This is a genomic window from Streptomyces sp. NPDC051913 (assembly GCF_044593635.1).
GTDB lineage: Bacteria > Actinomycetota > Actinomycetes > Streptomycetales > Streptomycetaceae > Streptomyces.
On the sequence record NZ_JBIUCI010000001.1, the window covers coordinates 426864 to 453061 of the forward strand.

Genomic DNA, 26198 nt, shown 5'->3' on the forward strand with positions numbered 1-26198 from the left:
TCATGAGTTGGCCACTGGTACGGAACCCCAACAGAACAGCGGCGGCGTACGGTCCGGTACGCGCGCCGCGATCGCCGCTCCTCATCTGCGGACCGACCGCTGGTGGCTGGCGCCCGCCGCCACCGCCGCCGGGCTGCTCGCCTTCGTCGTCTACTCGGCGTGGAGGGCCTTCACGAACGCGGACTACTACGCGGCGCCGTACGTCTCGCCGTTCTACTCCCCCTGTCTCGCGGAGAAGTGCGAGACCATGCGCTCGGGCCCCAACTGGGAGATCTTCGGCGGCTGGTGGCCGCTGTCCCCGGCGATCCTCATCCTGATCTTCCCGCTCGGCTTCCGTCTGACCTGCTACTACTACCGCAAGGCCTACTACCGGGGCTTCTGGGCGTCCCCGCCGGCCTGCGCGGTGGCCGAGCCGCACAAGAGGTACTCGGGCGAGACCCGCTTCCCGCTCATCCTGCAGAACCTGCACCGGTACTTCTTCTACGCCGCGATCGTGGTCGCCGGCATCCTCACGTACGACACCGTGCTCGCCTTCCGCGACGAGCACTACGCGTGGGGCCACATGGGTCTTGGCACCCTCGTGTTCCTCGTCAACATCGTGCTGATCTGGGCGTACACCGTCTCCTGCCACTCCTGCCGGCACATCGTCGGCGGCCAGCTCAAGCACTTCTCCAAGCATCCCGTGCGCTACCGGGCGTGGAAGTTCGTGGGAAGGCTGAACGCCCGTCACATGCTGTTGGCGTGGGCGTCGCTGGTGAGCGTGGCGCTCGCCGACTTCTACGTCTACCTGGTCGCTTCCGGCGCCTTCGACGATCCGAGGTTGTTCTGATGTCCGTGGTGGAACGCCAGGAGTGGGACGTGGTCGTGGTCGGTGCCGGTGGCGCCGGACTGCGCGCCGCCATCGAGGCACGTGAGCGAGGCGCCCGTACGGCGGTCATCTGCAAGTCGCTGTTCGGCAAGGCGCACACCGTGATGGCCGAGGGCGGCATCGCCGCGGCGATGGCGAACGCCAACGAGCACGACAGCTGGCAGGTGCACTTCCGCGACACCATGCGCGGCGGGAAGTTCCTCAACCAGTGGCGGATGGCCGAACTGCACGCCCGGGAGGCCCCCGAGCGGGTGTGGGAGCTGGAGACCTGGGGCGCCCTGTTCGACCGCACCAGGGACGGCCGGATCTCCCAGCGCAACTTCGGCGGCCACGAGTACCCGCGCCTCGCGCACGTCGGCGACCGCACGGGCCTGGAACTCATCCGGACCCTCCAGCAGAAGATCGTGTCCCTGCAACAGCAGGACCATCGCGAGACGGGCGACTACGAGTCCCGTCTGAAGGTCTTCCAGGAGTGCACGGTCACCCGGGTGCTGAAGGACGGAAGCCGCGTCTCGGGCGTCTTCGCGTACGAGCGCGAGTCCGGCCGTTTCTTCGTCCTCGAAGCGCCGTCCGTCGTCATCGCGACCGGCGGCATCGGCAAGTCCTTCAAGGTGACGTCGAACTCGTGGGAGTACACCGGCGACGGTCACGCCCTCGCCCTGCTCGCGGGGGCGCCGCTGCTGAACATGGAGTTCGTGCAGTTCCATCCCACGGGCATGGTCTGGCCCCCGTCGGTCAAAGGCATCCTCGTCACGGAGTCCGTCCGCGGCGACGGTGGAGTGCTGCGCAACTCGGACGGCAAGCGGTTCATGTTCGACTACATCCCCGACGTCTTCAAGGAGAAGTACGCCGAGTCGGAGGAGGAGGGCGACCGCTGGTACGAGGACCCGGACCACAACCGCCGGCCACCGGAGCTCCTCCCCCGCGACGAGGTAGCCCGCGCCATCAACGCCGAGGTCAAGGCGGGCCGCGGCTCCCCGCACGGCGGCGTCTTCCTGGACGTGTCGAAGCGGATGCCCGCCGAGACGATCAAACGCCGGCTGCCGTCCATGTACCACCAGTTCAAGGAGCTGGCCGACGTCGACATCACCGCGGAGGCGATGGAGGTCGGGCCGACCTGTCACTACGTGATGGGCGGCATCGCGGTCGAGTCGGACACGGCGGCGGCCCGCGGGGTGCCGGGGCTGTTCGCGGCCGGTGAGGTCGCGGGCGGCATGCACGGCTCCAACCGGCTCGGCGGCAACTCGCTCTCCGACCTGCTGGTGTTCGGCCGCAGGGCGGGCCTGCACGCCGCCGAGTACGCGGCGGCCCTCGCCTTCGAGCGCCCCGCGGTGGACGAGACCCAGGTCGACACGGCGGCGGCCGAGGCGCTGCGCCCGTTCTCCGCGGAGGGCCCGGCGCCGGGCGAGGAGGACGGCCGCCCGCCGGAGAACCCGTACTCCCTGCACCAGGAGCTCCAGCAGGCCATGAACGACCTCGTCGGCATCATCCGCCGCGAGGCCGAGATGGCTCAGGCCCTGGAGAAGCTGGCGGAGCTGCGGGTACGGGCCCGGCGCGCCGGGGTGGAGGGCCACCGCCAGTTCAACCCCGGCTGGCATCTCGCACTCGACCTGCGCAACATGCTGCTGGTCAGCGAGTGCGTGGCCCGGGCGGCGCTGGAGCGCACCGAATCACGCGGCGGCCACACCCGCGAGGACCACCCGGCGATGGAACGCACCTGGCGCAACGTCAACCTGCTGTGCGCGCTCACCGACCCCACGGGCGGCCTGGCCGCCACGGACCCGGTCCGCGGCCAGATCGCCCTCACCCGCGAGACAACCGACCCCATCCGCCCCGACCTGCTCGCCCTCTTCGACAAGGAGGAGCTGGTCAAGTACCTCGCCGAAGAGGAGCTGTACGAGTGAGCAGCTACAAGGCCCAGTTCAAGGTGTGGCGGGGCGATGTGGGCGGCGGCGGCCTGGAGGACTTCACGGTCGAGGTCAACGACGGTGAGGTGGTCCTCGACATCATCCACCGCCTCCAGGCCACCCAGGCTCCCGACCTCGCCGTCCGCTGGAACTGCAAGGCGGGCAAGTGCGGTTCCTGCTCGGCGGAGGTCAACGGGCGGCCCCGGCTGATGTGCATGACCCGGATGTCGGTGTTCACCCGCGAGGAGACGATCACCGTCACCCCGCTGCGGGCGTTCCCGGTCGTGCGTGACCTGGTGACCGACGTCGGCTTCAACTACGAGAAGGCGCGTGAGGTCCCGGCGTTCGTGCCGCCCGCGGACCTGGGCCCCGGCGAGTACCGGATGATGCAGGAGGACGTGGACCGCTCCCAGGAGTTCCGCAAGTGCATCGAGTGCTTCCTGTGCCAGGACACCTGCCACGTCGTGCGCGACCACGAGGAGAACAAGCAGGCGTTCGCCGGCCCGCGTTTCCTGATGCGGGTGGCCGAACTGGACATGCACCCGCTGGACGCGGCGGCGGAGTCGGGCCTGGACCGCAAGACCACCGCCCAGGACGAGCACGGCCTCGGCTACTGCAACATCACCAAGTGCTGCACGGAGGTCTGCCCCGAAGGCATCAAGATCACGGACAACGCGCTGATCCCGCTGAAGGAGCGGGCGGTGGACCGCAAGTACGACCCGCTGGTGTGGCTGGGTTCGAAGATCAGAAGGAGGTCCTCGTAGCGAGCCGCTGCACGTACAACCCGACGGCGAACACCCCCATGCCGGCCATCGCGTACGGCACGTGCTCCATGCTGAGCCCGCTCAGTGGCCCGACGAACAGGAACGTCCCGATCCCGGCCTGCCCGATCAGCGCGCCGTACCCCCACACCCTGGGCCGCGCCACCTTGTCACGCCCGGGCCCCGGGATCATCCACCCGGTGGTGACCGCGGCGAGCCCGAGCACCAGCCCGGCCGTCAGGACCAGGACGGCCACCACCACCAATGTCTCGTGCACGCCGATCATCGTCCCACCAGCTCAAGGACGCGCACCAGGTTGTACTCGGCAATGGCGCGCATGGATTCCGTAAAGGGAAAGTCCCCGTCGAGCAGCCGCAACGGCCCGGCGACCAGGGAGAGATGCAGGGCGAGCCGGTAGAACCGCAGCCGGTCCTCGTCGAGGCCGGGGCGGCGCAGGGCGTCGTACGCCTGCCCGAACCGGAGCTCCAGGAAGACGTGCTCCCACTCCACGTCGAAGTAGAGCAGCCCTTCGATGTCGATGAGGGCGAGGTGCCCGTCCGGCGTCAACAGCACATGGTCCGGGCCGAGTTCGCCGTGGATGAGGGTGTGCCGAGTGCGCGGCCGGACCTCGGCGGCCCAAGCCCGTACCCGGTCGGCGACCCGGTCCCGTACCGCGGCGAGACGCGGCTCCCGCCCGGCGACCTCCTCGATGTCGCGCAGGGCACCCTCCAGGACCCGCCGCTCGCAGGACGTCCCGTGCGAGGAGCCGCCGGCGTCGACGAGGGCGACCTTGCCGAAGCGCGGGCCGGTGTGGGCGTGCAAGGTGTCGATGAGGACGGCCAGCCGGTCCGGCAGGGTCGGGTCGTGGGGCAGCGCCGCTTCCAGACTGCCGCCGGCAAGGTCCTCGACGACGGCCTGGCGGGCCCCGGTGTCCACGTGCAGCAGACGGGGGGTGCGGACGCCCGCGGCGGCCAGCCGGTCGTGCGCGGCGGTGAACAGGTCGAGGCCGGTGCCGTGGGAGAAGGGGTCGCGCAGGTCGGAGGGGCCCGCGTCCCAGTAGTCCTCGTCCGGCGACCAGACGTACGCGATCGCGCTGAAGCCGTCGTCGAAGGTGAGCCGGTAGACGCCCTTCTTGCTGCCGCCGGGCAGCCGGGCGGCGTCGGCGAGGACACGGCCGCCGCCGACGGCGGCACTGGCGAGCGGGACGAGGTCTTCGCGGGTGAGGGCCCTGCGGATGGCGGTCATCCGCCCGATCCTGGCACCCCGGTCCCGCCGGCCGCAGCCGCATTCCTCCCCGCCGCCTCCCGGTCGCGCCCCCGCATTACTGCTCATACGCTCCGAAATGTGACGTCATCCTTGATCCGGGGCAGGCCGCGGCGCGCGGCCTCGCACATATCCGTGCGTGTGCTGCACACGTTGCTGGGTGCGCTGATCGGCGTCATGTGGCTGGTGCTGCCGGGGATGACGGTCGAGGACCGTACTCCGGTCGCGGACGAACGTGTGCAGGCAGCCGCCCCGTCCGGCGCACCGGACGAGGAAGGGTCGTCCGCCGCCGACCTCGTGCTGCCGCTCGTGGCCGTGGGCGCGGCGGTCGTGGTCGCCGGGTACACCTACGTACGACGGACGCGTCGGGCGCGCACCCGGACCACCCCCGGCGGCACCCCCGCCTCGCCCGCGGCACCGCCGCCGCTCGCCGAACTGGACGAGCAGGCCCGGGTGTTGCTGGTGGCCGCCGACGACAGCGTCCGCACCAGCCGGGAGGAGCTCGGCTTCGTCGAGGCCCGGTTCGGACAGAGCGAGATGGAGCCCTCCGTGCTCGCCGTGCGGGACGCCGAGGCCGAGCTCGCGGCCGCCTTCCGGATGCGGCAGCAGTACGACGACGGCGTACCGGAGGAGGCCGCGGCCCGGCAGCACGCGCTCGCCGGGATCGTCGGCCGCTGCGAGGAGGCCGGGCGGCGGCTGGACGAGGCCGCCGCGGGCGTCGACCAGCTGCGCGGCCTGGAACAGGGCGCGGGCGACGCGCTGGGGCTCGCGGAGACCCGGTTCCGGGCGCTCACCGGACGCACCCAGGCCGTCGACGCCCTGCTCACCGGGCCAACCGCCCGGTACGGCTCCGCCGCCGTCGGCGCGGTCACCGGGTACGTCGAGCAGGCCAAGGACCGGCTCGTCTTCGCCACCCTCCGGCTCAACCAGGCCCGGCAGGCCGCCGACCTCGCCGCCCACGACCGGGCCGCCCTGCATCTGCGCGCCGCCGAGGGCGCGATCGCCCAGGCCGCCGTCTTCCTCCACGGCGTCGAACGCCTCGACACGGAGCTGTCCGGGGCCGCCGCCCTGCTGCCGGCCGCGCTGACCGGCGCGGAGGCGGAACTCGCCCGGCTGCGGAACAGCGGTACCGAGACCCCCGTCGGCGAGCTGCGGGCGCGGATCCTGCACGCCGACAACGTGCTGGCCTTCGTACGGGACGAGGTGGCGGGTGCCGCTCCGTACGATCCGCTCGACGCCCTGCGCCGGATCGTGCGGGCGGTCGCGCCGCTGGCCGCGGAGCCGACGACCGGGGTGCTGGGGGCCGCCGCGGCGCTGGTCGGGCGGGCCTCGGTCGCGGGTGCGGACGAATTCGTCGCCACGCACCGGGGCGCGGTGGGTGCCACGGCCCGCACCCGGCTGGCGGAGGCGGCGCGGCTGCTCACCGCGGACCCGGTGGCCGCCGACGCGCTCGCCGTGGCGGCCCGTGAGCTGGCCGAGCAGGACGTCCGCGTGCACGGCAACCCCGTCGCCGGGGCAGCCGAGCACGAGAGCGGGGGCGCCGGGGCGGTGCTCGGCGGCATCCTCCTCGACGGCGGAGCGGCGGCCAGCTTCGGCGGCCCACGCGGCCGGGGGCGCCGCGCCTGACCCTGCCCGGGTCAGAACAGGCTCAGCAACGCCTCCGCCGGGTCCGTCAGCCCCGTCTCGCCGTCCGGCAGCGGCAGTTCGAACCACACCGTCTTCCCGCGCGGCGTACGGCGTGAGCCCCAGGCCGCGCTGAGCAGGCCGACCAGTTGCAGGCCCCGGCCGCCCTCGTCGGTGTCGCGGGCGCGGCGGCGGCGCGGCTGGACCAGGCCGGAGTCCCAGACCTCGCAGACCAGGGTGCGGTCGAGGAGGAGCCGCAACCGGATCTCGCCCTCGCCGTATCTGAGCGCGTTGGTCACCAGCTCGCTGACCAGCAGCTCCGTGGTGTCGACCAGCGGCTCCAGGTCCCAGCTGAGCAGCCGCCCGCGCGCGTACTCCCGCGCCCGGCCCACGCTGCGCGGCTCGCGCGGCAGGGTCCAGTCGCCCACGGAGTCGGCGGGCAGGCCCTGGACGCGGGCCATCAGCAGGGCGATGTCGTCCTCGCCGTGATGGGTGTCGAGGGTGTTGAGGACGTGGTCGCAGACGTCCTCCAGAGGGCGCGTCGGATCGGTCAGCGCGCCCACGAAGGCTTGCAGACCTTCGTCGAGGGGGTGATCGCGGCTTTCGACCAGTCCATCCGTGTAGAGCGCGAGCAGGGCGCCTTCGGGCAGTTCGACCTCGACCTCCTCGAAGGGCTCCCCGCCGACGCCGAGCGGCATGCCCGGCGGGACGTCGAGCATCAGCGCCGCCTCACCGGGTTCGACGAGGACCGGCGGCAGATGCCCTGCGTTGGCGAAGGTGCACCGGCGCGTCACCGAGTCGTAGACGGCGTACACGCAGGTCGCCAGGTACACCTCCGACAGGTCGGCCTCACGGGGCCGGCGGGCGGCCCGGGTGGCCTGCTGGACGCCGCCGGGCGCACCGAGCCCCCGAGCGATCTCGTCCAACGCGCTGAGCACTTCCGCCGGTTCGAGGTCGAGAAGGGCCAGGGTACGGACGGCGGACCGGAGTTCCCCCATCGCCACGGCGGCGCGCAGCCCGCGCCCCATGACGTCCCCGACCACCAAGGCCGTACGGTGCCCGGGCAGTTCGATGACGTCGAACCAGTCGCCGCCGACCTCGCTGGGCCGGTCGGAGGAGGAGTTGCCGGGCCGGTAGCGGCAGGCGATGTCGAGGCCGGAGGCGACCGGGTCGCCGGGCGGCAGCAGGGACCGCTGGAGCATCAACGCGCGTTCGTGTTCCCGCCGGTACAGCCGCGCGTTGTCGATACAGACCGCGGCCCGCGCCGCCAGCTCGACCGCCAGCTCCCGGTCCCGGTCCCCGAACGGCTCGCTGCCCTTGGTCCGCGCGAACTGCGCGAGGCCTACGACGGTGTCATGGGCGACCATCGGCACGGCGAGCGTGGACTGCACGAGGCCACCCTCCTCGGCCGGGATGTACTGCGGACGGGCGGTGCGCAGGGCGTCCGCGCAGGGCGAGTTGAAGGGGTAGTGGTGGACGGCGCCGACCGCTATGGGCGGGCCCGCGCCGACGAAGGGGGCGTCGGAGACGGCGCTGGCGAAGGCGACCCGGCGCAGTTGCGCGCTGCCGTCGGCCAGGCCCGGCGGGGTCTCGTCGCCGGCCAGGAGGCCCTGGTAGAGGTCGACGGTCGCCAGGTCGCAGAAGCCGGGGACGACGACGTCGAGGAGTTCACGGGCCGTGGTCTCCAGGTCGAGGGAGTTGCCGATCCGCGCGCCGGCCTCGTTCAGGAGGGCGAGATTGCGCCGGGCGGCGGCGGCTTCCCGGGCGGCCTGACGGCGGGCCGTGATGTCGATGGCGAGCCAGGCGATGCCGATGGGGCGGCCGGAGCCGCTGTGCACCCGGTAGAGGTTGACCGACCAGTGCCGGCGCTCCTCGGAGCCCGGTACGAAGCCGGTGACGTGCATGTCCGTGATGGAGTCGCCGGTCTCCAGGACGCGGCGCAGCGTGGCCGTGACCCGCTCGGCCTCGGGGCGCGGAAGATAGTCGTGCACTCCCCTGCCCCGGTGGTCGTCCGGGGTCCCGCCGAACACGGTGGCGAACCGCTGGTTGGCGCGGCGCACCCGCAGATCCAGGTCGATCAGCAGGAAGCCGAAGGGAGATTGACCGAAAATCGACTGCGAGGCGGCGAGGTCGGTCTCGATGCTGCGCAGGGTGCGGACGTCGACCACGATGCAGACGGCGGCCTTCTCGCCGTCCTCGGTCCGGGTCGGCATGACATAGACCTCGGCGAGGCCCTCCGCCCCGGGGGTGCCGTCCTCGGCGTCCGGGGCGCGGAAGGGGACGACGCCGGTCCACTCGCGGCCGTCGAGGATCTCGGCCATCTTGCGCTGGCCGAGTTCGCGCCGGTCCGGGTCGATGAACGCCTCGATGGGGTCCATGCCGACCGCCTGCACGGCGGGGATGCCGAAGACCTGCTCGGCCCGCAGGCTCCACTGGTCGACCAGCCCGTCGGGGCCGATGGAGAAGGAGGCGACCTTGATGTAGTCGTAGATCGAGCCGGGCGGACTGCTCTGCCACATGGCGTCACCCTGCGGGGCCACGGCGTCAGCCGCGGCCTGTGACCTCGCGCCGTCCGACGGGTCCTCGGACTCCGTGGCCTTCGCTGGTATCTCGCTCACGCGAACCGTCCCCTCCAGCTCACCGCGTCCGGCACCGGTCACCGGCAGCGGCTGCCCGCAGTATCCAGCACTACGGCGCCGCACAACACGGTGTTCACGATCACAGCACGGTCCCAGCGTTTTTTGGACCGCACCGCGACAACACTTCCAGTCTTCTAACCAGCCAACACACAGTCGAATCACGTACTCCGGCAACCGTCAGTGGCCTGAACCTGTCGGTGGACAGCGTGGGCGCACGCGTACAGCCCGTACGCCCCCGGTGCATCGCCGCGTTCACGGCGGCACCGCGAGCTCGAACCACACCGTCTTTCCGGCCGCGCCGGGGCGGGTACCCCAGCGGCGCGAGGAGAGAGCGACCAGCTGAAGACCCCGTCCGCTCTCGTCCTCGGGGCGCGCGACCCGCTCGCGGGGCGGGTCGGGGAGGGGGTCGGAGACCTCCACCAGCAGGACGTCATCGAGGCCGCTGGGACGTACGAGGCGCACACCGATCGGGCCGGTGGCGTGCCGCAGGGAGTTCGTCACCAGCTCGCTCACCAGCAGGGCCGTGATGTCGGCCAGGCTGTCGAGGCCCCACTCGCGCAGTCGTCCGCGGACGGCTCCGCGGGCGGCGCGCACGGCGCCGGGGTCCGCGGGGAACGACCACTCGGCGCAGTCGCCTTCGGTGTCGATCACGCCGATCACTTCCCAGGCCACACCCATGTCCGGTTTCGTGGGGTTAATGGGCACATACCCGATATCCGGTGGGGATTACCGTGTGGCGGGGCGCACTGTGGTGCGAACGGGGGTATGGGCGGCGCCCAGGTGCGTGTGCGGGTCCGTGAGGGTTGAGCGCGCGGTTCCCCGCGCCCCTAAGTCGGCCACTCAGCCGCCAGTTTCCGAACAGCCGGGATGTCCTGGTCCAGCCACGGCACGTCCCAGAGCTCGTCCCCCGTCAGCCAGCGCAGCTCGTCGTGGTCCTGTAGGGGCTTGGGATCCGGGGAACCCGGGAGCAGGTGAGCCGTCCAGACCTGGAGGACGTACGGCGGCTTCAGGGGCCATTCGCCTGGGACCCGCTCCCCCGCCTCGACCTCCACCCCGAGCTCCTCGCGGAGTTCCCGGACCAGGGCCGCTTCCGGAGTCTCGCCCGGTTCCACCTTGCCGCCCGGGAGTTCCCAGCGGCCCGCCAGGTCGGGTGGGGCGCTGCGGCGGGCGGCGAGGAGGCGGCCGGTGTCGAGGAGGGCGGCCCCTACCACCACCGTGCGTTCGCTCATGCGGGGGAGCCTACGCGTTGCGGGTGGCCTCGCCGTTCTGGCCGATGCGCTCGACCCAGTACAGCTGCTTGTGTCCGCGGTCGTCGAGGCTGTCGGCGATCTTCTGGGCCTCGGCTCGGGTGGCGTAACGGCCCACGCGGTAGCGGTTGCCGTTGTCGTCCTGTCGTATGACGAGCCAGGGAAGAGTGATCGTGCTGTCGTTCATCGCCCCCCACTGCTCCTTCCCGACAACGCTCCGCCCGCTAAGGAAACCGCAATCCGCATATGCCCGAGCCTACGCCTAACCTTTACGCAGCGAATACGCCTTTTCACAAAGAGGTACGCAACCGGCCAGAACGAGGGGGGCGTACGGCACCGAACGCGCCGTGCGCGGGCGTTGATGCGTCCGGTCAGAGGCGTGTCCGCGCGCACGGGGCCACCTGCGAGAACGGCCAGAATCCAACGCCGTTCGAAAGGGCGGCCGTTGACCCGGCGTCCGGGGCAACGGCCGTAAAGGTGTGCGCTACTTCACCGGAAGGTGGTACGCGACCCGGTAGCGGTCGGCCGGGATGACCACGTCGGCCGTCTCTACCGGGCGGCCGGAGGCGTAGAACGTCCGGTGGACGACCACGACGACATGGCCGGGGACACCGCCCAGGGCGAGGAGTTCCTCGGCGAGGCCGGGGCGGGCGCCGACCTCCTCGGTGACGTTGTCCACGATCACGTCGATGGCCGCCATGCGCTCGACGACGCCCATGCCGCCGAGCGGCCCTTCCTCGGGGAGCATCACGGGGGTGCGGCCGGTGACGGCGAGGGGCTCCCAGGAGGTGGAGAGCATCATCGGCTCGCCGTTGTCCCGGTAGACGTACTTGGTGCACATCACGCGGTCGCCGGGGCGGATCGCGAGCCGCTCGGCGACGGCGACACTGGCCTCGGCCTGCCGGCTGCTGGACTCCCAGGTGCCGCGCGCCTCGCCGTCGGCCTGCTCCTGGCGGAACGGTGTGGCCAGGCCGTCCGGACGGAACCCGGACCGGGCCACCCGGCGGGGTACGGGCCGCTCACGGACATAGGTCCCGGAGCCGGAACGCCCCTCCACCAGCCCCTCGGCCATCAGCACCTTGCGGGCCTCCAGGGCGACCGTGTCCGAGACGCCGTACTCCTCGCGGATTCTGGCCTGGGAGGGCAGCCGTGTGTGCGGGGGCAGCGAACCGTCGACGATCTTCTTGCGGAGATCACCCGCGACACGCAGATACGCCGGCTGCTCACCGAAAGTCACTGGCCGCTCCCATCAGGTTGTACAGACAGCAACAGCGTGGCAACCGTGGGTTGAGCCGTGCAAGCAAAGGCCAGAGAATCACTCGATGTAGTGACATGTGCCCGCCTCAGGCTTTACGCAGGCACTTTCTCCCCGCTATAGCGGCGATCACACATCGAGGTTGCCCGCGTCCCCGCCGCCGCCTCCACCCTCGTAGTCCTCGTCGTACGAGGGCACCGTGGTGGCCAGGCCCAGAGCCTTGCGTGCGGTGACCGTGGTGTCGCCGTCCACGAACTCGTACCCGGCGTCGTAGTGGACGTAGTACGAGTCGACGTTCTTCGCGGCGGCGGCCTTCGCCCACTCCTTGCGCGCGGCCTCCATGTCGGCGGCGAGGTCGGCGACGGCCTTGTCGTCGGCGCCGGTCCAGGAGTGGCCGCGCAGCGCCTCGGCCTGCTGACCGAGGACCTTGTCGACGTCGGCGGCCCACGCGCGGTTCGCCGGGAGGTCGTCCTCGGCGTAGTCCACGGGCTCCTCGTACAGCACCCGGTCAAGGGCGTTGGCCGACTTCAGGAAGGCGATCTGGTCCGCGTCGAGCGTCGTGGCGTCGTTGCGCAGCGAGCCCGTCAGGCTCTTCTTCTCGTCGATGTCGCCGAAGACGCAGGTGATCTCACGGTCGCCGAAGGTCCAGCTGTCCTCCGACGGCACCAGGTAGTACACGTCCACGTTCTCCGGTACGGCCCACGCGTCCATCGCGTAGTCCTCCTGGAGCGCGTAGCACTTGTCGTCCGCGAGGTCGGTGACCTCGTCGTCGCCGGGGAAGGAGCCCGAGGGCAGGGTGACGACGGCGAACACCTCGCCATGGTGGGCGCGGGAGCAGGGCACCTCGTCGACGTCGTACGCGTCGCCCTGGAGGGATCCGGTGCCCGAGTCGAAGCAGTCACCCTTGGCGAGCGCGTAGGCGGTGCCCTCGCCCCGCGCGGCGTCCTTGAGACCGTCGACGACGTCGGAGGCGACGCCGGTCGACAGCGACACCGTCCACAGCACGAGCCCGACGGTGGACAGCACGGCCCCGGCGATCGCCATGCCCTTGCCGCGCTCGCCCTTCCGCTTGATCTGCGCGAGCGCGATCAGGCCGAGGACCAGACCGACGGCGGGCAGGAAGCAGAGGATGCCGAGCACCAGGGCGGCGATGGCGACGCCGTTGACGGGCACCGGCTGCGCGTAACCGCCGTAGCCGTAGCCCCAGGGCCCGGGCGGGGTGAAGGGACCCGGCGGGTAGGGCCCCTGGGGCTGGTGGGGGCCGGGAGGCGGAGGTATGGACACGGGTACCGTGCTCCTGGTTCGGACTGGGGTGACGAACTGTCGTACGACTGGGCGCATGGTAAGCGCAGGGTGAGCGGGGGCGGAACGGTGGTCACGAATGCCACGATTCAGGCGGTCAACGGGCTGACCGCGCGGTGGGCCGGGGCCTCGGAGGGCGGGACGGTCTTCTCGGCGGCGGGAGTCTGGCCGCTGCTGGCGTTCCTGGCGGACGGGGCGGCGGGGGCGGCTCGGGCGGAGCTGGCCGAGGCCGTCGGGATGCCGGCGGAGGAATCGGCGGGCGCCGCGCGGGAGTTGCTGGGTGCCATGGGGCGGATGCGGGGCCTCGACTCGGCCCTCGGGCTGTGGACCGGGCGGACGCTGGAGCTGCGGGAGCGGTGGGAGGCGGGGCTGCCGGCGGCGGCGCACGGCGTGCTGACGGGGGACGAGGCCGCCGACCAGGCGGCGTTGGACGCGTGGGCGGCGAAGCGGACGGACGGGCTGATCGAGAAGATGCCCGTGCGGGTGACCCGGGACACCGAAATGGTGCTCGCGAGTGCGCTGGCGCTGCGGACGGAGTGGCTGAGCCCGTTCGAGGACTGGCCGATGTGGCCGCGGACGGGACCGTGGGCGGACCGGAAGCTGGCCGGGCTGCACCGCAGCGGCGCCCTGCTCGACCGGGTCGGCGTCGCGGACACTCCGGCCGGGCATGTCACCGAGCTGAAGGTGTACGGCGACAACGCGATCGACGTGCGTCTGCTGCTCGGGGAGGAGGGCATGACGCCGGGTCAGGTCCTGGGGGCCGGGGTGGACGTCCTCGCACGGAGGGTGAGCGTCCTGCCGGGGCCGCAGCTGCCCTACGGGGAGGTGGGCCCGGGGCTGAGCGTGGTGAAGGTGCGTGCGGCGCGGCCCGAGCCGCCGACACTGCATGTGGCGACGGTGGGCTTCGACGTCGACGCCCTGCACGACCTCCTGGAGCTGCACCGGCTGTTCGGTCTCACGACGGCCATGGACACGGGCAGGGGCCACTTCCCGGGCATCAGCGCCGGCACCCCCCTGGCCGTCGAGTCGGCCAAGCAGACCGCCATGGCCCGGTTCACCGCTCTGGGGTTCCGCGCCGGCGCGGTGACGGCGTTCGGCGCCGCCGCGGGCGGTGTGCCCTCGCTCCGCTGGATCACCACCCGGGTCGACGCCCGCTTCGACCGCCCCTTCGGCTTCCTCGCCGTGCATCGCCACTCGCGGCTCGTGCTGTCGGCGGGCTGGGTCACGGAGCCGACGGAGTATCCCGAAGAGCCCGAACACCCCGCACACGACGAGGACGACGAGGACTTCTGAAGGTGATCGACGCGGTCAACGCGCTGACCGCCCGCTGGGCCGCATCGGTCCAGGGCGGCACCGTCTTCTCGGCGGCCGGAGTCTGGCCGCTGCTCGCGCTGCTCGCGGACGGGGCGACCGGCGCGGCCCGGGAGGAGCTGGCGGAGGCGGTCGGGGTGCCGGCGGAACAAGCCGCCGCGACCGCGCGGGAGTTGCTCGCGACCCTCGCGGCCGTCGACGGTCTGGACTCAGCCCTCGGGCTGTGGACCAAGCGACACGTGGAACTGCGGAAGGAGTGGGTGGCGGGGCTGCCCACGGGAACGCACGGCGTCCTCACCGGCGACCTGGACGCCGATCACGCGGCGCTGGACGCGTGGGCCGCCGAGCGGACGTCCGGGGCGATCACACGGATGCCGGTGGCGTTGCGGCCGGACTCCTCGCTGGTGTCGGCGAGCGCGCTGACGGTGCGCACGGAGTGGGAGGTGTCGTTCAAGGGGGACCTCATGCCGTGGCGCGACCAGGACCGCGCCGGGTTGACCCGTACGACGCCCGACCTGGACGCCGTGGCGGTGGCACGGACACCGGCGGGTGCCCTGACGCAGGCCCGGGTGCGCGGCACGAACGGGATCGACGTCCATCTGCTGCTCGGGGAGGCGGAGTCGACGCCCGGGGAGGTGCTCGGTGCCGGGGTCGATCTGCTGACCGACGCCCTGACCGCCGTACCGGGAAGCCGGCTGCCGTACGGCGAGGCGGGGCCCGGTCTCAGGGTCGCGTCGATCCGCACCGAGCGGCCCGAGCCGCCGAGTCTCACGCTCAACACCCCCGAGTTCACGGTCGCCGCCGACCACGATCTGCCGGCCGCCCCGGAGGTGTTCGGGCTGACCACCGCGGGCGACGGCTCCCCCGGGCACTTCCCCGGCATCAGCCCGGCGCCCCTCGCACTCGCGGCCGGGCGGCAGTCGGTGACGGCGGCCTTCGGCGGCGAGGGGTTCAGGGCGGCCGCGGTGACCGCGCTGGACATGGTGTGGCTGGGCTGGGAACCCGAGCCGGACCACGAGTCGAAGCGGGCCTGGGCCACCTTCGACCGCCCCTTCGGCTTCCTCGCCGTCCACCGCGCGTCCCGGCTGGCCCTCGCGGCGGGCTGGATCACCGACCCGACACCTTTCCGCGAGGACACGGCCTAGGCGTCGAACGCCGTCGCCCGTGCGGCCTTCTCCCACGGGGTGATGTCCTCGCGGACCTGGTCGAGGTGGCCGAGGACGGCGGTGACACCGTCGTCGCCGAGGGGGAGGCGGAGCGGGGTGCGGTCGGAGCGGAGGGCGGCCAGGACGAGGGCGGCCGCCTTGGCCGGGTCGCCGGGCTGGGTGCCGCCGCCGTCGGCGACGAAGCCGCGGGTGGCGCTGACCTTGGGGTAGACGCCGCTGTCGGTGCTGACGCCCGCCCGGTCCTTCTCGAACAGCCCGGTCCGGAAGGCCCCCGGCTCGACGATCAGCACCTTGATCCCGAACTCTGCGACCTCGTCCGCGAGCGCCTCGGACATCCCCTCCAACGCGAACTTCGTGCCGCTGTACGCCGAGAAGCCCGCGAAGGACATCTGCCCGCCCATGCTGCTCAGCTGCACGATCGCCCCCGAGCGGCGCTCCCGCATGGCCGGCAGGACGGCCCGCACCAGGGCCGCCGGCCCGAAGACATGCACGTCGAACAACGCCCGCAGCTCGTCCTCGCCGGTCTCCTCGAAGGCACCGACGTGAGTGCGGCCCGCGTTGTTGACCAGGACGTCGATCCGGCCGTGCCGGGCCACCACGTCCCGTACCGCCGCCTCGGCCGCCGCCGTGTCGGCGACGTCCAGGCGCAGCGCCTCCACCTGGTCGGGGTGGGCGGCCACCAGGTCGTCCAGCGCCTCGGGGCGACGGGCGGCGCCCACGACCACGTCACCGTCGGCGAGGGCCGCCTCGGCGATCGCCCGCCCGAATCCGCTGCTCGCGCCGGTGATGAGCCACACCTTGTTCATGACCGCTCCCGTCACACTCTTGTGGGTCCGTCTTGTGCACCAGCTTGCTGCGGTGGACGGTTGCCCGTCCAAGACCCGTGGTGATAACCGATGGGCATGACGACCGATGTGCATCTGCGGGACCTGCGCTACTTCCTCACGGTGGCCGAGGAGCTGCACTTCACCCGGGCCGCCGAGCGGCTGTACGTGTCCCAGCCCGCGCTGAGCAAGCAAGTGCGGGCCCTTGAGCGGCAGTTGGACGTCGAGCTGTTCCGGCGCGACCGGCACGGCGTGGCGCTCACCGCGGCGGGCGAGGCGCTGTTGCCGTATGCCCGGAGAGTGGTGGACGGATGGGCGGAGGGGGCGGCGGCGCTGGACGCGGTCCGCACGGCGGGGCGGAGCACGCTCACCGTCGGGATGAGCACCAGCCCCGGGCGCGGCGGGCTGCTGCCGGCGATCCGCTCCCGTTTCACCGCCGCGCATCCGGAGGCGACGGTACGGCTGCGCCAGGTGAGCTGGGAGGACCCGACGGCGGGGCTGGCCGCCGGTGACGTCGATGTGGCCTTCGTCTGGCTGCCGTTGCCGGACGCGGAGCGCTACGCGTGGACGGTGGTCGCCGAGGAACCCCGGCTGATCGCCCTCCCGGAGAGCCATCCGCTGGCCTCCCGTACGGAGCTCGACTTCGCCGACCTGGCCGACGAACCGTTCCTCGCCCTGCCCGAGAGCGCCGGCCCGCTGCGTGACCACTGGCTCGCCCTCGACTCCCGCGCCGGCCGCCCGGCCCGCGTCGGCGCGGAGGTCGCCGGTACGGAGGAGACGTACGAGGCCCTGGTGGCCGGCCTCGGCATCTGCCTGGTGGCCGCGGGCAACGCGCCCCTGATCACCCTGGGCGGGGTGGTGACCCGGCCGGTACGCGGGGTGTCACCCAGCCGGTACGCGCTGGCGTGGCGGAGGGGCGAGCGGAGGGCGCTGGTGCGGGCCTATGCGGAGGCGGGGCGGGGGGTGGCGGGGCGCTCTGGGTGACATGGCAGGCATGGGCAGACAGACCCGGTCGGTCTCAGCCCGGGTTCCGGACGGTGTCCCGGAAGGCGATCGGGGTCTGTCCGGTGCGTTGGTGGAAGTACTTGCTGAAGTGGGTCGCGCTGGCGAAGCCGAGGTGGCCGGCGATGCTCGTCGCGGTCCGGTCGCCGTGCGCCAGCAGGCGTTTGGCCTCAAGGACGACACGGCGGTCGATGAACTCCTTGGCGCCGAGTCCCGCGGCGGCGAGGGTGGCGCGGGACAGGGTGCGGGTCGAGTAGCCGAGCGCGCGGGCGTAGTCCTCGACGCGTCGGGTGCGGGTGAAGTCCTGCTCCACGGCGTCACGGAAGCGCAGGTAGGTGGCGTCGGGTGCGGGTGCGGGGCGGCCGGCGGGCTCGGTGAGGTGGGCCAGGCGCAGCACGAGGACCGCGAGCAGATGGCGCAGGGCCGCGGTGTGGATCTCCAGAGGCAGCCGGCCGAGGGCGTGGAACTCGGTGGTGAGGTGATCGACGGCGAGCCGCAGGGCCGCCTCGTCGTCGGGCAGCGGGCGGCGCAGGACCATGGCGTGCCGGTCCTCCGTACGGGCACCGGCGGCGGTGGCCGGGTCGAGGAACTCCTGCCGGAACAGGATCAGGGTGCCGTCGGCGTGGGTGAGGTCGCCCCACTGGTGGACCTGGCCGGGGCGGACCCACAGCCAGCCGCCGGGTTCGAGGGCGTACGCGGTGAAGTCGACCGTGTGCCGCAGGGTTCCGGACGAGAGGGTGACCAGGTGGTGGAAGTCGGGTCGCCGGGGAGCCGTGAGCCGCTCGGCGGGCATCCGGTGGCGCAGGTCGGCGAGGGGCAGCACTTCCACGCCGGCGGGGGTTCCGGCGGGCGCGGCGAAGGAGATCTCCGGGATACCGCGATCGGCGTCGTGTCGCATTCTGACCATAGCGAGTCACGAGGGTATCCGATTTCCCCAGGTAGTCGCCTCTAGCTTGGAGAGGTCAACCCGTCCGGCGTGGAGCCGGTGTCGGAAAGCAGACATCCCGATCTTCACCGCCCACCCGGCCCGACCTCGCGCCCTCTCAACCCTCGCGCGCTCGCAACCTCGCAAGGAGTACCCGCCATGAGCAACGCCAAGCACACCGTCCTGACCGCCGTCGGCGAGCTGTTCGGCAAGCGGGACCCGAGCGCGGTGGACCGCTGGGTCGCCGCCGGCTACCGCCAGCACAGCGCCCTCGCCGCCGACGGGCCCGAGGCGCTGCGCGGGCTGGTCGCCGGTCTGCCGGAGGGCTTCCACTACGAGGGTGCGCGGGTGATCGCCGACGGCGACCTGGTCGCCCTGCACGGCACGTACCACGGCTTCGGCCCGGATCCGCTGGTCGGCTTCGACATCTTCCGCGTCGACGGCGACGGCAGGCTCGCCGAGCACTGGGACGCGCTGACCCCGCTGATCGCGGACACCGTCTCCGGGCGCTCCCAGACCGACGGCCCCACCGAGCCGGCCGACCTGGACCGGACCGAGGCCAACCGCGCCCTGGTCCTGGAGTTCGCCGAGAAGGTCCTCAAGGGCGCCGACTACTCGGTGCTGACCGACTACATCTCCACCGAGACCTACCACCAGCACAACCCGGAGGCGGCCGACGGCCTCGACGGTTTCGGCGCCGCCGCCGCGCGGTGGGCCGAGCAGGGCAGGAACCTCGTCTACCGGACCGTCCACCAGGTCGTCGCCGAGGGCGATCTCGTCCTGCTCCAGTCCGAGGGCGAGTTCGGCGTCCCCGTCGCCTACTACGACCTGTTCCGCGTCCAGGACGGCAGGATCGTCGAGCACTGGGACGTCGTCACCCCGGTCCCCGCCGAGCTCCCGCACCCCAACGGCCTGTTCTGACCCGGCCCCAGTTCGCGAAAGTACGGTGACAGCATGAGCGACCCGGAGAAGAACAAAGCCACGGCTCAGGCGTTCTACGACCTGATGTTCAACCAGTGCCGCCCCGCCGAGGCCATCGCGCGGTACGCCGGCGACACCTACACCCAGCACAACCCGCACGTCGCCGACGGCAAGCAGGCGTTCGTCGACTACTTCGACCGCATGGCCGCCGAGTACCCGGGCAAGCGCGTCGAGTTCAAGCGCGCCCTCGCCGAGGGCGACCACGTCGTCCTGCACTGCCACCAGGTCTGGCCCGACGAGGAGTACGCGGGCATCGACATCTTCCGCTTCGACGCCACCGGCAGGATCGTCGAACACTGGGACGTCCTCCAGGTCGTCCCACCGACGTCCCAGAACGACAACACCATGTTCTGAGCCGGGAACGACCAGGGGCCCGACTCCGAAGAGCCGGGCCCTTGTCGGCCTGTCGGTGTCCGTGTCCCGTCCGCGTCCGCGTCCGCTAGACGTTGAAGCGGAACTCCACCACGTCCCCGTCCTGCATCACGTACTCCTTGCCCTCCATGCGCGCCTTGCCCTTGGCGCGGGCCTCGGTGACCGAGCCGGTCTCGACCAGGTCGGCGAAGGAGATGACCTCCGCCTTGATGAAGCCCTTCTGGAAGTCGGTGTGGATCACACCGGCGGCCTCGGGGGCCGTGGCGCCCTTCTTGATGGTCCAGGCGCGGGATTCCTTGGGGCCGGCCGTGAGGTAGGTCTGGAGGCCGAGGGTGTTGAAACCGACGCGGGCGAGGGTGGCCAGGCCCGGCTCCTCGGCACCCACCGACTCCAGCAGCTCCATCGCGTCCTCCTCGTCGAGCTCGGCGAGGTCCGCCTCCAGCTTGGCGTTGAGGAAGATCGCCTCGGCGGGGGCGACCAGGGCGCGCTGCTCGTCCTTGAAGGAGTCGTCGGTCAGCTCGTCCTCGTCGACGTTGAAGACGTAGAGGAAGGGCTTGGTGGTGAGCAGGTGCAGGTCGTGCAGGAGTTCCGCGCGCTCGCCGCCCTGGACGATGCCCTGCGAGAACAGCGTGTCGCCCTTCTCCAGGATCTCCTTGGCCGCCTCGACCGCCGCCACCTTCGGAGCGACGTCCTTCTTGATCCGCGACTCCTTCTGGAGGCGCGGCAGGACCTTCTCGATGGTCTGGAGGTCGGCGAGGATCAGCTCGGTGTTGATCGTCTCGATGTCGTCCTTGGGCGAGACCTTGCCGTCCACGTGCACGACGTTCTCGTCCTTGAAGGCACGGATGACCTGGCAGATCGCGTCCGACTCACGGATGTTCGCGAGGAACTTGTTGCCCAGGCCCTCGCCCTCGGAGGCGCCGCGCACGATGCCCGCGATGTCGACGAAGTCGACGGTCGCCGGAAGGATCTTCTGGGAGGAGAAGATCTCGGCCAGTTTCGTGAGGCGCGGGTCCGGGACGCCGACCACGCCGACGTTCGGCTCGATCGTGGCGAACGGGTAGTTGGCCGCGAGCACGTCGTTCTTGGTCAGGGCGTTGAACAGGGTCGACTTGCCGACATTCGGCAGACCGACGATTCCGATCGTGAGCGACACGTTGCGACTTCCCGTATATGAGAGGAGGGGGACTTCAGAGGGCCGATCCACCAGTCTACGGCGTGCCCGGCCCCGCCCTCGCGACGCGTCGAACACTTGGCCAAGGACGATCCCTCGGCGTGTCTGAGGGGCGATTCTGCATATAAACCGTCCTAAGTTGGTCCAGTGGAGCAACACAGGACGCGACCCCCGCACATCCGAGCACGGCGCGAGACGGCTTCCCTGCCCCCGCAGGCGGCCCGCGGCGGGCGTCCCGCGGCCCGTCCGGCGGCCGTACGGCGGCCCGCTCCCCCGGCCGCGCAGGCCGTACGACGCTTTCCCGATCCCCGGCTCACCGGGCTGGGCGGCGGACTGTTCTGCATCGCGTCGATGCTGCTGCTCGGCTGCCTGGACGCCCTGACGTTCGGGTCGCTGACGGTGTACGGCGTGCTGTTCCTGCCGGTGTGCGTGCTGACCGCCGTCTGGGTGCGGCGGGGCGACCTGGTCACCGCGCCCGTGGTGGTCCCGATCGCCTTCGCCGTGGGCGTCGTACCCGTCACCGAGGGCGGGGACGGGCTCGGCGCCCGGCTGATGGGCCTGGTGACGGCGCTCGCCACCGAGGCCGGGTGGCTGTACGGCGGGACGCTCGTCGCCGGTCTGATCGTGACCGTACGCAAGGTCCGGCTGATGAACCGCCGGCGTCGGGCGAGCCGCCGTCCAGGGTGAGCTACTGCTTCGCCGCCCGCATCGCCGCTCCCACGATCCCCGCGTTGTTCTGCAGCTGCGCCGGGACGATCTCCGCCTTGATGCCCTCGATGTGGGGCAGGAACTTCTGCGCCTTACGGCTGACGCCGCCGCCGATGACGAACAGCTCGGGCGAGAAGAGCATCTCGACATGGGCGAGGTACTTCTGGACGCGGTGCGCCCAGTGCTCCCACGTCAGTTCGCCGTCCTCGCGGGCCTTGCTGGAGGCGCGCTTCTCCGCGTCGTGGCCGTGCAGTTCGAGGTGGCCCAGCTCGGTGTTGGGGACGAGGACGCCGTCGACGAAGACGGCGCTGCCGATGCCGGTGCCGAAGGTCAGCAGGATGACGGTGCCCCCGCGGCCGTGACCGGCGCCGAACTCCATCTCGGCGACGCCCGCCGCGTCCGCGTCGTTGACCACCGTCACCGGCAGCCCGCCGAGCCGCTCGCTGAACAACGCGCGCGCGTCCGTGTCGATCCAGCCCTTGTCGACATTGGCCGCCGTACGGATCGTGGCACCGCCGGTGACCACGCCCGGGAAGGTCAGCCCGACCGGTCCCGTCCACCCGAAGTGGTCGACGACCTCCTTCACGCCGTCCGCCACCGCGTCCGGGGTCGCCGGATGCGGGGTGAGCACCTTGCACCGCTCCTGGGCGAGGTCGCCCCTGGCCAAGTCGACAGGGGCGCCCTTGATCCCGGATCCGCCGATGTCCACGCCGAAGATCTGCATGGCCCTACGTTACGACGGACGACGGACAGTCACTCCCCCGAGGTGCCCTTGCGCTCCGCGACCAGGGCCGCGGCCTCCTCGCGCAGATCGCGGCGCAGCTCCTTGGGGAGCGAGAAGGTGATGGACTCCTCGGCCGCCTTGACCAGCTCGACATCGCCGTAGCCGCGCTGGGCGAGGTACTCCAGGACCTCTTCGACGAGGACCTCGGGCACGGACGCGCCGGAGGTGACACCGACCGTCGTCACGCCCTCCAGCCAGGCCTCGTCGATCTCGCTCGCGAAGTCGACCAGGTACGCCTCGCGGGCGCCCGCCAGCTTGGCGACCTCGACTAGCCGCACGGAGTTGGAGGAGTTGCGGGAACCGGCCACGATGACCAGCTCGGCCTCCGCGCCCATCTGCTTCACCGCGAGCTGACGGTTCTGCGTGGCGTAGCAGATGTCGTCGCTGGGCGGGGAGATGAGCTGCGGGAACTTCTCCTTGAGGGCGTCGACGGTCTCCATCGTCTCGTCGACGGACAGGGTCGTCTGGGAGAGCCAGACGATCTTCGACTCGTCGCGGACCTCGATCTTGGCGACGTCGGCGGGGCCGTCGACGATCGTGATGTGGTCGGGGGCCTCGCCGGAGGTGCCGATGACCTCTTCGTGGCCCTCGTGGCCGATGAGGAGGATGTCGTAGTCCTCGTTCGCGAAGCGGACGGCTTCCTTGTGGACCTTGGTGACCAGCGGGCAGGTCGCGTCGATGGTGGCGAGCTGTCCGCGCGCGGCCTCTTCGTGGACGACAGGGGCGACGCCGTGCGCCGAGAACATGACGATGTTGCCCGGCGGGACCTCCTCCGTCCGCTCGACGAAGATGGCGCCCTTCTTCTCCAGGGTCTGCACGACGTACTTGTTGTGGACGATCTCGTGCCGGACGTACACCGGAGCGCCGTACTGCTCCAGGGCTTTCTCGACGGCGATCACGGCGCGGTCCACACCCGCGCAGTAGCCCCGGGGGGCGGCGAGCAGGACACGGCGGCCAGGCGAAGCAGTCATGCGTCCCATCGTAAGGCCGCGCCCGACGGGTCAAAGATCGCGTGGACCGCGAGACTGGCCGGGAAGTGTGAAGGGTGGGGACCGCGCGACGACAGGCGACTGGCGGAGGCATCGATGTCCGAGACCGGCACGGCGAACCGAGCGCCCGAGGCGGGCGATGACCTGCGGCGCAGTCTCGGTTTCCGGGATCTGGTGGTCTACGGGCTGCTTTTCATCGCCCCCATGGCGCCCGTCGGCGTGTTCGGCACGCTCGACGCCAGGTCGCACGGGGCGGTGGCGCTGGTCTACCTCGTGGCCACGGTGGCGATGGCGTTCACCGCCTTCAGTTACGCGCAGATGGTGCGGGTGGTCCCCCGCGCGGGCTCGGTCTACGCCTACGCGCGCGTGGCGCTCGGCAAGGAGGCCGGGTTCATCGCCGGGTGGATGGCGATGCTGGACTATCTACTGATCCCGGCGGTCGCCTACCTGTTCTCCGGGATCGCGATGAACGCGCTGGTCCCGGAGGTCTCGCGCTGGGTGTGGACGGCCCTGGCGGTCGTCGTCACGACCCTGCTGAACCTGTGGGGCGTACGGGCCGCGGCCCGGGTCGGCTTCCTGGTACTGGCGCTGGAGATCGTGGTCCTGCTGGTCTTCGTGGTCTCCGCGGCCGTCGTCCTCTCCCGCGACGGCGCGGAACGGGGCTGGCTGTCCCCGTTGTCCGGGGACGGCACGCAAGGGGCGTTCGCGCTGACGGCGGTGATCGGCGCCGTGTCGGTGGCGGTCCTCTCCTATCTGGGCTTCGACGCGATCGCGACCTTCGCGGAGGAGGTCACGGGCGGCTCGGAGAAGGTCGCGCGCGCGGTGCTGTTCTGTCTGGCGCTGGCGGGTGTGCTGTTCGTGGCACAGACGTATCTGGTGGCGCTCCTGGAGCCGGTCACCTCCGCCGAACTGGCCGCCGACCCGGGCAGACAGGGGTCCGCCTTCTACGACGCCGTCGACGTGTCGGTGGGGACCTGGCTGCACGATCTGGTGGCCGTCAGCAAGGCCATCGGCGCGGCGTTCGCGGCGTTGGCGGGGCAGGCGGCGGCGGGACGGCTGCTGTTCGCGATGGGCCGGGACCGGCGGTTGCCGCGGGCGCTGGCACGGACGGAGTCCGGCGTACCGCGCGTGGCTCTCCTCTGCGCGGCCGTGATCACGCTGGTCGCGGCCGTGTGGGCGGCCCGCCGGGACGACGGGATGGACCACCTGGTCTCGGTGGTCGACATCGGCGCGCTGGTGGCGTTCACGTTGCTGCACGCGAGCGTGGTGGGCTGGTTCGCGGTCCGGCGGGCCGGGGGCCCGGTGAGCTGGTGGCGCCATGTGCTGATGCCCGTGGTGGGCGCGGTGATCACGGTCGCGGTGATCGTGGAGGCGTCGGGGGCGGCGCAGGTGGTGGGGGCCGTGTGGTTCGTGGTGGGGGTGGCGGTGCTGGTGGGGCAGAGGCGGCGGGCGTGACGGGGGCGGCAGACCACGCGATCCGTTGAGACACTTCGCGCGCCACATCGATGTCGGTGCCTGCGGTTACGCTCACCGGCATGGCTGTGAACACGTCCGCGGAATCCCCCATCCCCGTCGGTGAGGTGTCGCGGCTCATCGGGGGCTGGATCGACCGGCTCGGGGCCGTGTGGGTGGAGGGCCAGATCACCCAGCTGTCCCGCCGCCCCGGCGCCGGGGTCGTCTTCCTGACGCTGCGCGACCCGTCGTACGACATCTCCGTGAGCGTCACCTGCTACCGGCAGGTGTTCGACGCGGTCGCCGACGTGGTGAGCGAGGGCGCGCGGGTCGTCGTCCTGGCGAAGCCGGAGTGGTACGCGCCGCGGGGGCAGCTGTCGCTGCGGGCCGCCGAGATAAGGCCCGTGGGAGTCGGTGAACTGCTCGCGCGACTTGAGCAGTTGAAGAAGACGCTGGCCGCCGAGGGGCTGTTCGCCGCCGACCGGAAGAAACCCCTGCCGTTCCTGCCGCAGCTCATCGGGCTGGTGTGCGGGCGCGCGTCGGCCGCCGAGCGGGACGTGCTGGAGAACGCCCGCCATCGGTGGCCCGCCGTCCGCTTCGAGGTGCGCAACGTGCCCGTGCAGGGTGTCCACGCGGTGCCGCAGGTGGTGCAGGCCGTCAAGGAGCTCGACGCGCTCGACTCCGTGGACGTGATCATCGTCGCGCGGGGCGGCGGCAGCGTCGAGGATCTGCTGCCGTTCTCCGACGAGCAGTTGATCAGGACCGTCGCCGACTGCCGTACGCCGGTCGTGTCCGCGATCGGGCACGAGCCGGACACCCCGCTCCTCGACTACGTGGCCGACCTGCGGGCCTCCACGCCCACCGACGCCGCCAAGAAGGTCGTACCGGACGTGGGCGAGGAGTTCGAGCGGGTGCGGATGCTGCGGGACCGCGCGCGGCGGTGTGTCGTGGGGATCGTCGAGCGGGAGGAGCGCGGGCTCGCGCACGCGCTCGCCCGGCCGGCGATGGAGGATCCGCACCGGATGATCGACGAGCGCGCCGACCAGGTGGCCTCCCTGGTCGACCGGACCCGGCGCTGCCTCGGGCACCATCTCGACCGCGCCGAGTCCGAGCTGACGCACACGCACGCGCGCGTGGTGGCCCTCTCGCCCGCGGCGACCCTGAAGCGGGGGTACGCGGTGCTGCAGAAGGCCGACGGGCACGTCGTGCGCGACCCGGAGGAGGTCACGGGCGACGAGGTGCTGCGGGCGCGGGTGTCCGAGGGTGAGTTCACTGTCCGAGTCGACTCTTAGGGTGGGCGCATGACCAGCAGCAAGGTGGATGAGGCGCTCGGCTACGAGCAGGCGCGGGACGAGCTGATCGACGTCGTACGACGCCTGGAGGCGGGCGGTACGACGCTGGAGGAGTCCCTGGCGCTCTGGGAGCGGGGCGAGGAGCTGGCCAAGGTGTGCCGGCGGTGGCTGGAGGGGGCGCGGGCGCGGCTGGACGCGGCGCTGGCCGAGGAGGAGGAAGCCGGCTCCGGGGACGACGAGGACTCCGACTGAGGTCCTGTGCGATCTGCGCCGTGATCTGCGTGATCTGCGTGATCTGTGAAGCGGATCACCACGCCCCGTTTTTTGTTGAAGCTTCAACCTATTTCGCGTAG

26 protein-coding genes are annotated in these 26198 nt (G+C 71.7%); 13 read left to right on the forward strand and 13 right to left on the reverse strand.

Features of this window, described 5'->3' with window-relative positions; all coding sequences use genetic code 11:
- Positions 1-7: 7 nt before the first annotated feature.
- Genes ACIHIX_RS01950 through ACIHIX_RS01960 form a run of 3 tightly spaced genes read left to right on the forward strand, consistent with a single transcriptional unit; the run spans position 8 to position 3539 of the window.
- The gene (locus tag ACIHIX_RS01950) at positions 8-829 is read left to right on the forward strand and encodes a hypothetical protein (RefSeq protein ID WP_399948694.1); all 822 of its coding nucleotides are present in this window, start codon (positions 8-10) and stop codon (positions 827-829) included.
- On the forward strand, positions 829-2772 hold the full coding sequence (locus ACIHIX_RS01955; RefSeq protein WP_399948696.1) for a fumarate reductase/succinate dehydrogenase flavoprotein subunit: 1944 nt from the start codon (positions 829-831) through the stop codon (positions 2770-2772). Before ACIHIX_RS01950 ends, ACIHIX_RS01955 begins: the two co-directional genes overlap by 1 nt.
- Positions 2769-3539, forward strand: a complete 771-nt coding sequence (locus ACIHIX_RS01960) for a succinate dehydrogenase/fumarate reductase iron-sulfur subunit (RefSeq protein ID WP_399948698.1) — start codon at positions 2769-2771, stop codon at positions 3537-3539. Before ACIHIX_RS01955 ends, ACIHIX_RS01960 begins: the two co-directional genes overlap by 4 nt.
- Here ACIHIX_RS01960 and ACIHIX_RS01965 read toward each other — a convergent pair.
- A complete protein-coding gene (locus tag ACIHIX_RS01965; protein WP_399948700.1) occupies positions 3520-3813 on the reverse strand; it encodes a hypothetical protein in 294 nt (97 codons plus the stop codon). The genes ACIHIX_RS01960 and ACIHIX_RS01965 overlap by 20 nt on opposite strands.
- A gap of 5 nt (positions 3814-3818) precedes the next feature.
- Entirely contained in the window at positions 3819-4781 is a 963-nt protein-coding gene (locus tag ACIHIX_RS01970) for a phosphotransferase (protein WP_399948702.1), read from the reverse strand.
- Positions 4782-4997: 216 nt separating this feature from the next.
- Between ACIHIX_RS01970 and ACIHIX_RS01975 the strand changes: the two genes are divergently transcribed.
- Complete coding sequence (locus ACIHIX_RS01975) at positions 4998-6425, forward strand: hypothetical protein (protein WP_399950015.1); 1428 nt, start codon at positions 4998-5000, stop codon at positions 6423-6425.
- Positions 6426-6436: 11 nt separating this feature from the next.
- On the opposite strand, the gene ACIHIX_RS01980 is transcribed toward ACIHIX_RS01975, so the two are convergent.
- The 6 genes from ACIHIX_RS01980 to ACIHIX_RS02005 all read right to left on the reverse strand — a co-directional run bounded on the left by ACIHIX_RS01980 (position 6437) and on the right by ACIHIX_RS02005 (position 12847).
- Entirely contained in the window at positions 6437-9040 is a 2604-nt protein-coding gene (locus tag ACIHIX_RS01980) for a SpoIIE family protein phosphatase (protein ID WP_399948704.1), read from the reverse strand.
- Positions 9041-9313: 273 nt separating this feature from the next.
- Positions 9314-9739, reverse strand: coding sequence for an ATP-binding protein (locus ACIHIX_RS01985; RefSeq protein ID WP_399948706.1), 426 nt, complete (start codon positions 9737-9739; stop codon positions 9314-9316).
- A 149-nt stretch (positions 9740-9888) separates the two neighbouring features.
- Positions 9889-10290, reverse strand: a complete 402-nt coding sequence (locus tag ACIHIX_RS01990; RefSeq protein ID WP_399948708.1) for a (deoxy)nucleoside triphosphate pyrophosphohydrolase — start codon at positions 10288-10290, stop codon at positions 9889-9891.
- Positions 10291-10300: 10 nt separating this feature from the next.
- Positions 10301-10495, reverse strand: a complete 195-nt coding sequence (locus ACIHIX_RS01995) for an SPOR domain-containing protein (RefSeq protein WP_059192548.1) — start codon at positions 10493-10495, stop codon at positions 10301-10303.
- 297 nt (positions 10496-10792) lie between these two features.
- The gene (locus ACIHIX_RS02000; protein ID WP_399948710.1) at positions 10793-11545 is read right to left on the reverse strand and encodes a GntR family transcriptional regulator; all 753 of its coding nucleotides are present in this window, start codon (positions 11543-11545) and stop codon (positions 10793-10795) included.
- Positions 11546-11692: 147 nt separating this feature from the next.
- Positions 11693-12847 carry a DUF4190 domain-containing protein gene (locus ACIHIX_RS02005; RefSeq protein WP_399948712.1) on the reverse strand — a complete coding sequence of 385 codons (1155 nt, stop codon included), beginning with the start codon at positions 12845-12847 and terminating at the stop codon, positions 11693-11695.
- An 87-nt stretch (positions 12848-12934) separates the two neighbouring features.
- Between ACIHIX_RS02005 and ACIHIX_RS02010 the strand changes: the two genes are divergently transcribed.
- Together ACIHIX_RS02010 and ACIHIX_RS02015 are read left to right on the forward strand one after the other, a co-directional pair.
- Positions 12935-14158, forward strand: a complete 1224-nt coding sequence (locus ACIHIX_RS02010) for a serpin family protein (RefSeq protein ID WP_399948714.1) — start codon at positions 12935-12937, stop codon at positions 14156-14158.
- 5 nt (positions 14159-14163) lie between these two features.
- Complete coding sequence (locus ACIHIX_RS02015; protein ID WP_399950018.1) at positions 14164-15321, forward strand: serpin family protein; 1158 nt, start codon at positions 14164-14166, stop codon at positions 15319-15321.
- On the opposite strand, the gene ACIHIX_RS02020 is transcribed toward ACIHIX_RS02015, so the two are convergent.
- Entirely contained in the window at positions 15318-16148 is an 831-nt protein-coding gene (locus ACIHIX_RS02020; RefSeq protein ID WP_399948716.1) for an oxidoreductase, read from the reverse strand. The genes ACIHIX_RS02015 and ACIHIX_RS02020 overlap by 4 nt on opposite strands.
- 90 nt (positions 16149-16238) lie before the next feature.
- Here ACIHIX_RS02020 and ACIHIX_RS02025 point away from each other — a divergent pair, with 90 nt between their 5' ends.
- A complete protein-coding gene (locus tag ACIHIX_RS02025) occupies positions 16239-17150 on the forward strand; it encodes a LysR family transcriptional regulator (RefSeq protein ID WP_399948718.1) in 912 nt (303 codons plus the stop codon).
- Positions 17151-17184: 34 nt separating this feature from the next.
- Here ACIHIX_RS02025 and ACIHIX_RS02030 read toward each other — a convergent pair whose 3' ends face one another.
- Positions 17185-18075: a helix-turn-helix domain-containing protein gene (locus ACIHIX_RS02030; protein WP_399948720.1), complete on the reverse strand. Its 891-nt coding sequence runs from the start codon at positions 18073-18075 to the stop codon at positions 17185-17187.
- A gap of 177 nt (positions 18076-18252) precedes the next feature.
- Here ACIHIX_RS02030 and ACIHIX_RS02035 point away from each other — a divergent pair, with 177 nt between their 5' ends.
- Positions 18253-19014, forward strand: a complete 762-nt coding sequence (locus ACIHIX_RS02035) for a nuclear transport factor 2 family protein (RefSeq protein ID WP_399948722.1) — start codon at positions 18253-18255, stop codon at positions 19012-19014.
- A 33-nt stretch (positions 19015-19047) separates the two neighbouring features.
- Complete coding sequence (locus ACIHIX_RS02040; protein WP_399948724.1) at positions 19048-19428, forward strand: nuclear transport factor 2 family protein; 381 nt, start codon at positions 19048-19050, stop codon at positions 19426-19428.
- A gap of 85 nt (positions 19429-19513) precedes the next feature.
- Here ACIHIX_RS02040 and ychF read toward each other — a convergent pair whose 3' ends face one another.
- Complete coding sequence (ychF, locus tag ACIHIX_RS02045; protein ID WP_399948726.1) at positions 19514-20602, reverse strand: redox-regulated ATPase YchF; 1089 nt, start codon at positions 20600-20602, stop codon at positions 19514-19516.
- Positions 20603-20767: 165 nt separating this feature from the next.
- Here ychF and ACIHIX_RS02050 point away from each other — a divergent pair, with 165 nt between their 5' ends.
- The gene (locus tag ACIHIX_RS02050; protein WP_399948728.1) at positions 20768-21307 is read left to right on the forward strand and encodes a DUF6542 domain-containing protein; all 540 of its coding nucleotides are present in this window, start codon (positions 20768-20770) and stop codon (positions 21305-21307) included.
- A 1-nt stretch (position 21308) separates the two neighbouring features.
- On the opposite strand, the gene ppgK is transcribed toward ACIHIX_RS02050, so the two are convergent.
- Both ppgK and ACIHIX_RS02060 read right to left on the reverse strand, forming a co-directional pair.
- A complete protein-coding gene (ppgK, locus tag ACIHIX_RS02055) occupies positions 21309-22052 on the reverse strand; it encodes a polyphosphate--glucose phosphotransferase (RefSeq protein WP_399948730.1) in 744 nt (247 codons plus the stop codon).
- Positions 22053-22081: 29 nt separating this feature from the next.
- The gene (locus tag ACIHIX_RS02060; RefSeq protein ID WP_399948732.1) at positions 22082-23092 is read right to left on the reverse strand and encodes a 4-hydroxy-3-methylbut-2-enyl diphosphate reductase; all 1011 of its coding nucleotides are present in this window, start codon (positions 23090-23092) and stop codon (positions 22082-22084) included.
- Positions 23093-23197: 105 nt separating this feature from the next.
- On the opposite strand from ACIHIX_RS02060, the gene ACIHIX_RS02065 reads away from it, so the two are divergent.
- The 3 genes from ACIHIX_RS02065 (at position 23198) to ACIHIX_RS02075 (ending at position 26097) form a co-directional block, all read left to right on the forward strand.
- On the forward strand, positions 23198-24556 hold the full coding sequence (locus tag ACIHIX_RS02065; RefSeq protein ID WP_399948734.1) for an APC family permease: 1359 nt from the start codon (positions 23198-23200) through the stop codon (positions 24554-24556).
- 80 nt (positions 24557-24636) lie between these two features.
- Positions 24637-25845, forward strand: coding sequence for an exodeoxyribonuclease VII large subunit (gene xseA / locus ACIHIX_RS02070; protein ID WP_399948736.1), 1209 nt, complete (start codon positions 24637-24639; stop codon positions 25843-25845).
- 9 nt (positions 25846-25854) lie between these two features.
- A complete protein-coding gene (locus ACIHIX_RS02075; RefSeq protein ID WP_399948738.1) occupies positions 25855-26097 on the forward strand; it encodes an exodeoxyribonuclease VII small subunit in 243 nt (80 codons plus the stop codon).
- Positions 26098-26198: the final 101 nt, after the last annotated feature.

Excerpts from the sequence above, each read along its gene's own strand:
- ACIHIX_RS01975 (WP_399950015.1), top strand. The coding sequence starts at position 4,998 with ATGACGGTCGAGGACCGTACTCCGGTCGCGGACGAACGTGTGCAGGCA.
- ACIHIX_RS01955 (WP_399948696.1), top strand. The coding sequence starts at position 829 with ATGTCCGTGGTGGAACGCCAGGAGTGGGACGTGGTCGTGGTCGGTGCC.
- ACIHIX_RS01990 (WP_399948708.1), bottom strand. The coding sequence starts at position 10,290 with ATGAGCGAACGCACGGTGGTGGTAGGGGCCGCCCTCCTCGACACCGGC.
- ACIHIX_RS02030 (WP_399948720.1), bottom strand. The coding sequence starts at position 18,075 with ATGGTCAGAATGCGACACGACGCCGATCGCGGTATCCCGGAGATCTCC.
- ACIHIX_RS02060 (WP_399948732.1), bottom strand. The coding sequence starts at position 23,092 with ATGGGACGCATGACTGCTTCGCCTGGCCGCCGTGTCCTGCTCGCCGCC.
- ACIHIX_RS02065 (WP_399948734.1), top strand. The coding sequence starts at position 23,198 with ATGTCCGAGACCGGCACGGCGAACCGAGCGCCCGAGGCGGGCGATGAC.
- ACIHIX_RS02035 (WP_399948722.1), top strand. The coding sequence starts at position 18,253 with ATGAGCAACGCCAAGCACACCGTCCTGACCGCCGTCGGCGAGCTGTTC.
- ACIHIX_RS02020 (WP_399948716.1), bottom strand. The coding sequence starts at position 16,148 with ATGAACAAGGTGTGGCTCATCACCGGCGCGAGCAGCGGATTCGGGCGG.
- ACIHIX_RS01995 (WP_059192548.1), bottom strand. The coding sequence starts at position 10,495 with ATGAACGACAGCACGATCACTCTTCCCTGGCTCGTCATACGACAGGAC.
- ACIHIX_RS02025 (WP_399948718.1), top strand. The coding sequence starts at position 16,239 with ATGGGCATGACGACCGATGTGCATCTGCGGGACCTGCGCTACTTCCTC.
- ppgK (WP_399948730.1), bottom strand. The coding sequence starts at position 22,052 with ATGCAGATCTTCGGCGTGGACATCGGCGGATCCGGGATCAAGGGCGCC.
- ACIHIX_RS02040 (WP_399948724.1), top strand. The coding sequence starts at position 19,048 with ATGAGCGACCCGGAGAAGAACAAAGCCACGGCTCAGGCGTTCTACGAC.
- xseA (WP_399948736.1), top strand. The coding sequence starts at position 24,637 with ATGGCTGTGAACACGTCCGCGGAATCCCCCATCCCCGTCGGTGAGGTG.
- ACIHIX_RS01970 (WP_399948702.1), bottom strand. The coding sequence starts at position 4,781 with ATGACCGCCATCCGCAGGGCCCTCACCCGCGAAGACCTCGTCCCGCTC.
- ACIHIX_RS02075 (WP_399948738.1), top strand. The coding sequence starts at position 25,855 with ATGACCAGCAGCAAGGTGGATGAGGCGCTCGGCTACGAGCAGGCGCGG.
- ACIHIX_RS01985 (WP_399948706.1), bottom strand. The coding sequence starts at position 9,739 with ATGGGTGTGGCCTGGGAAGTGATCGGCGTGATCGACACCGAAGGCGAC.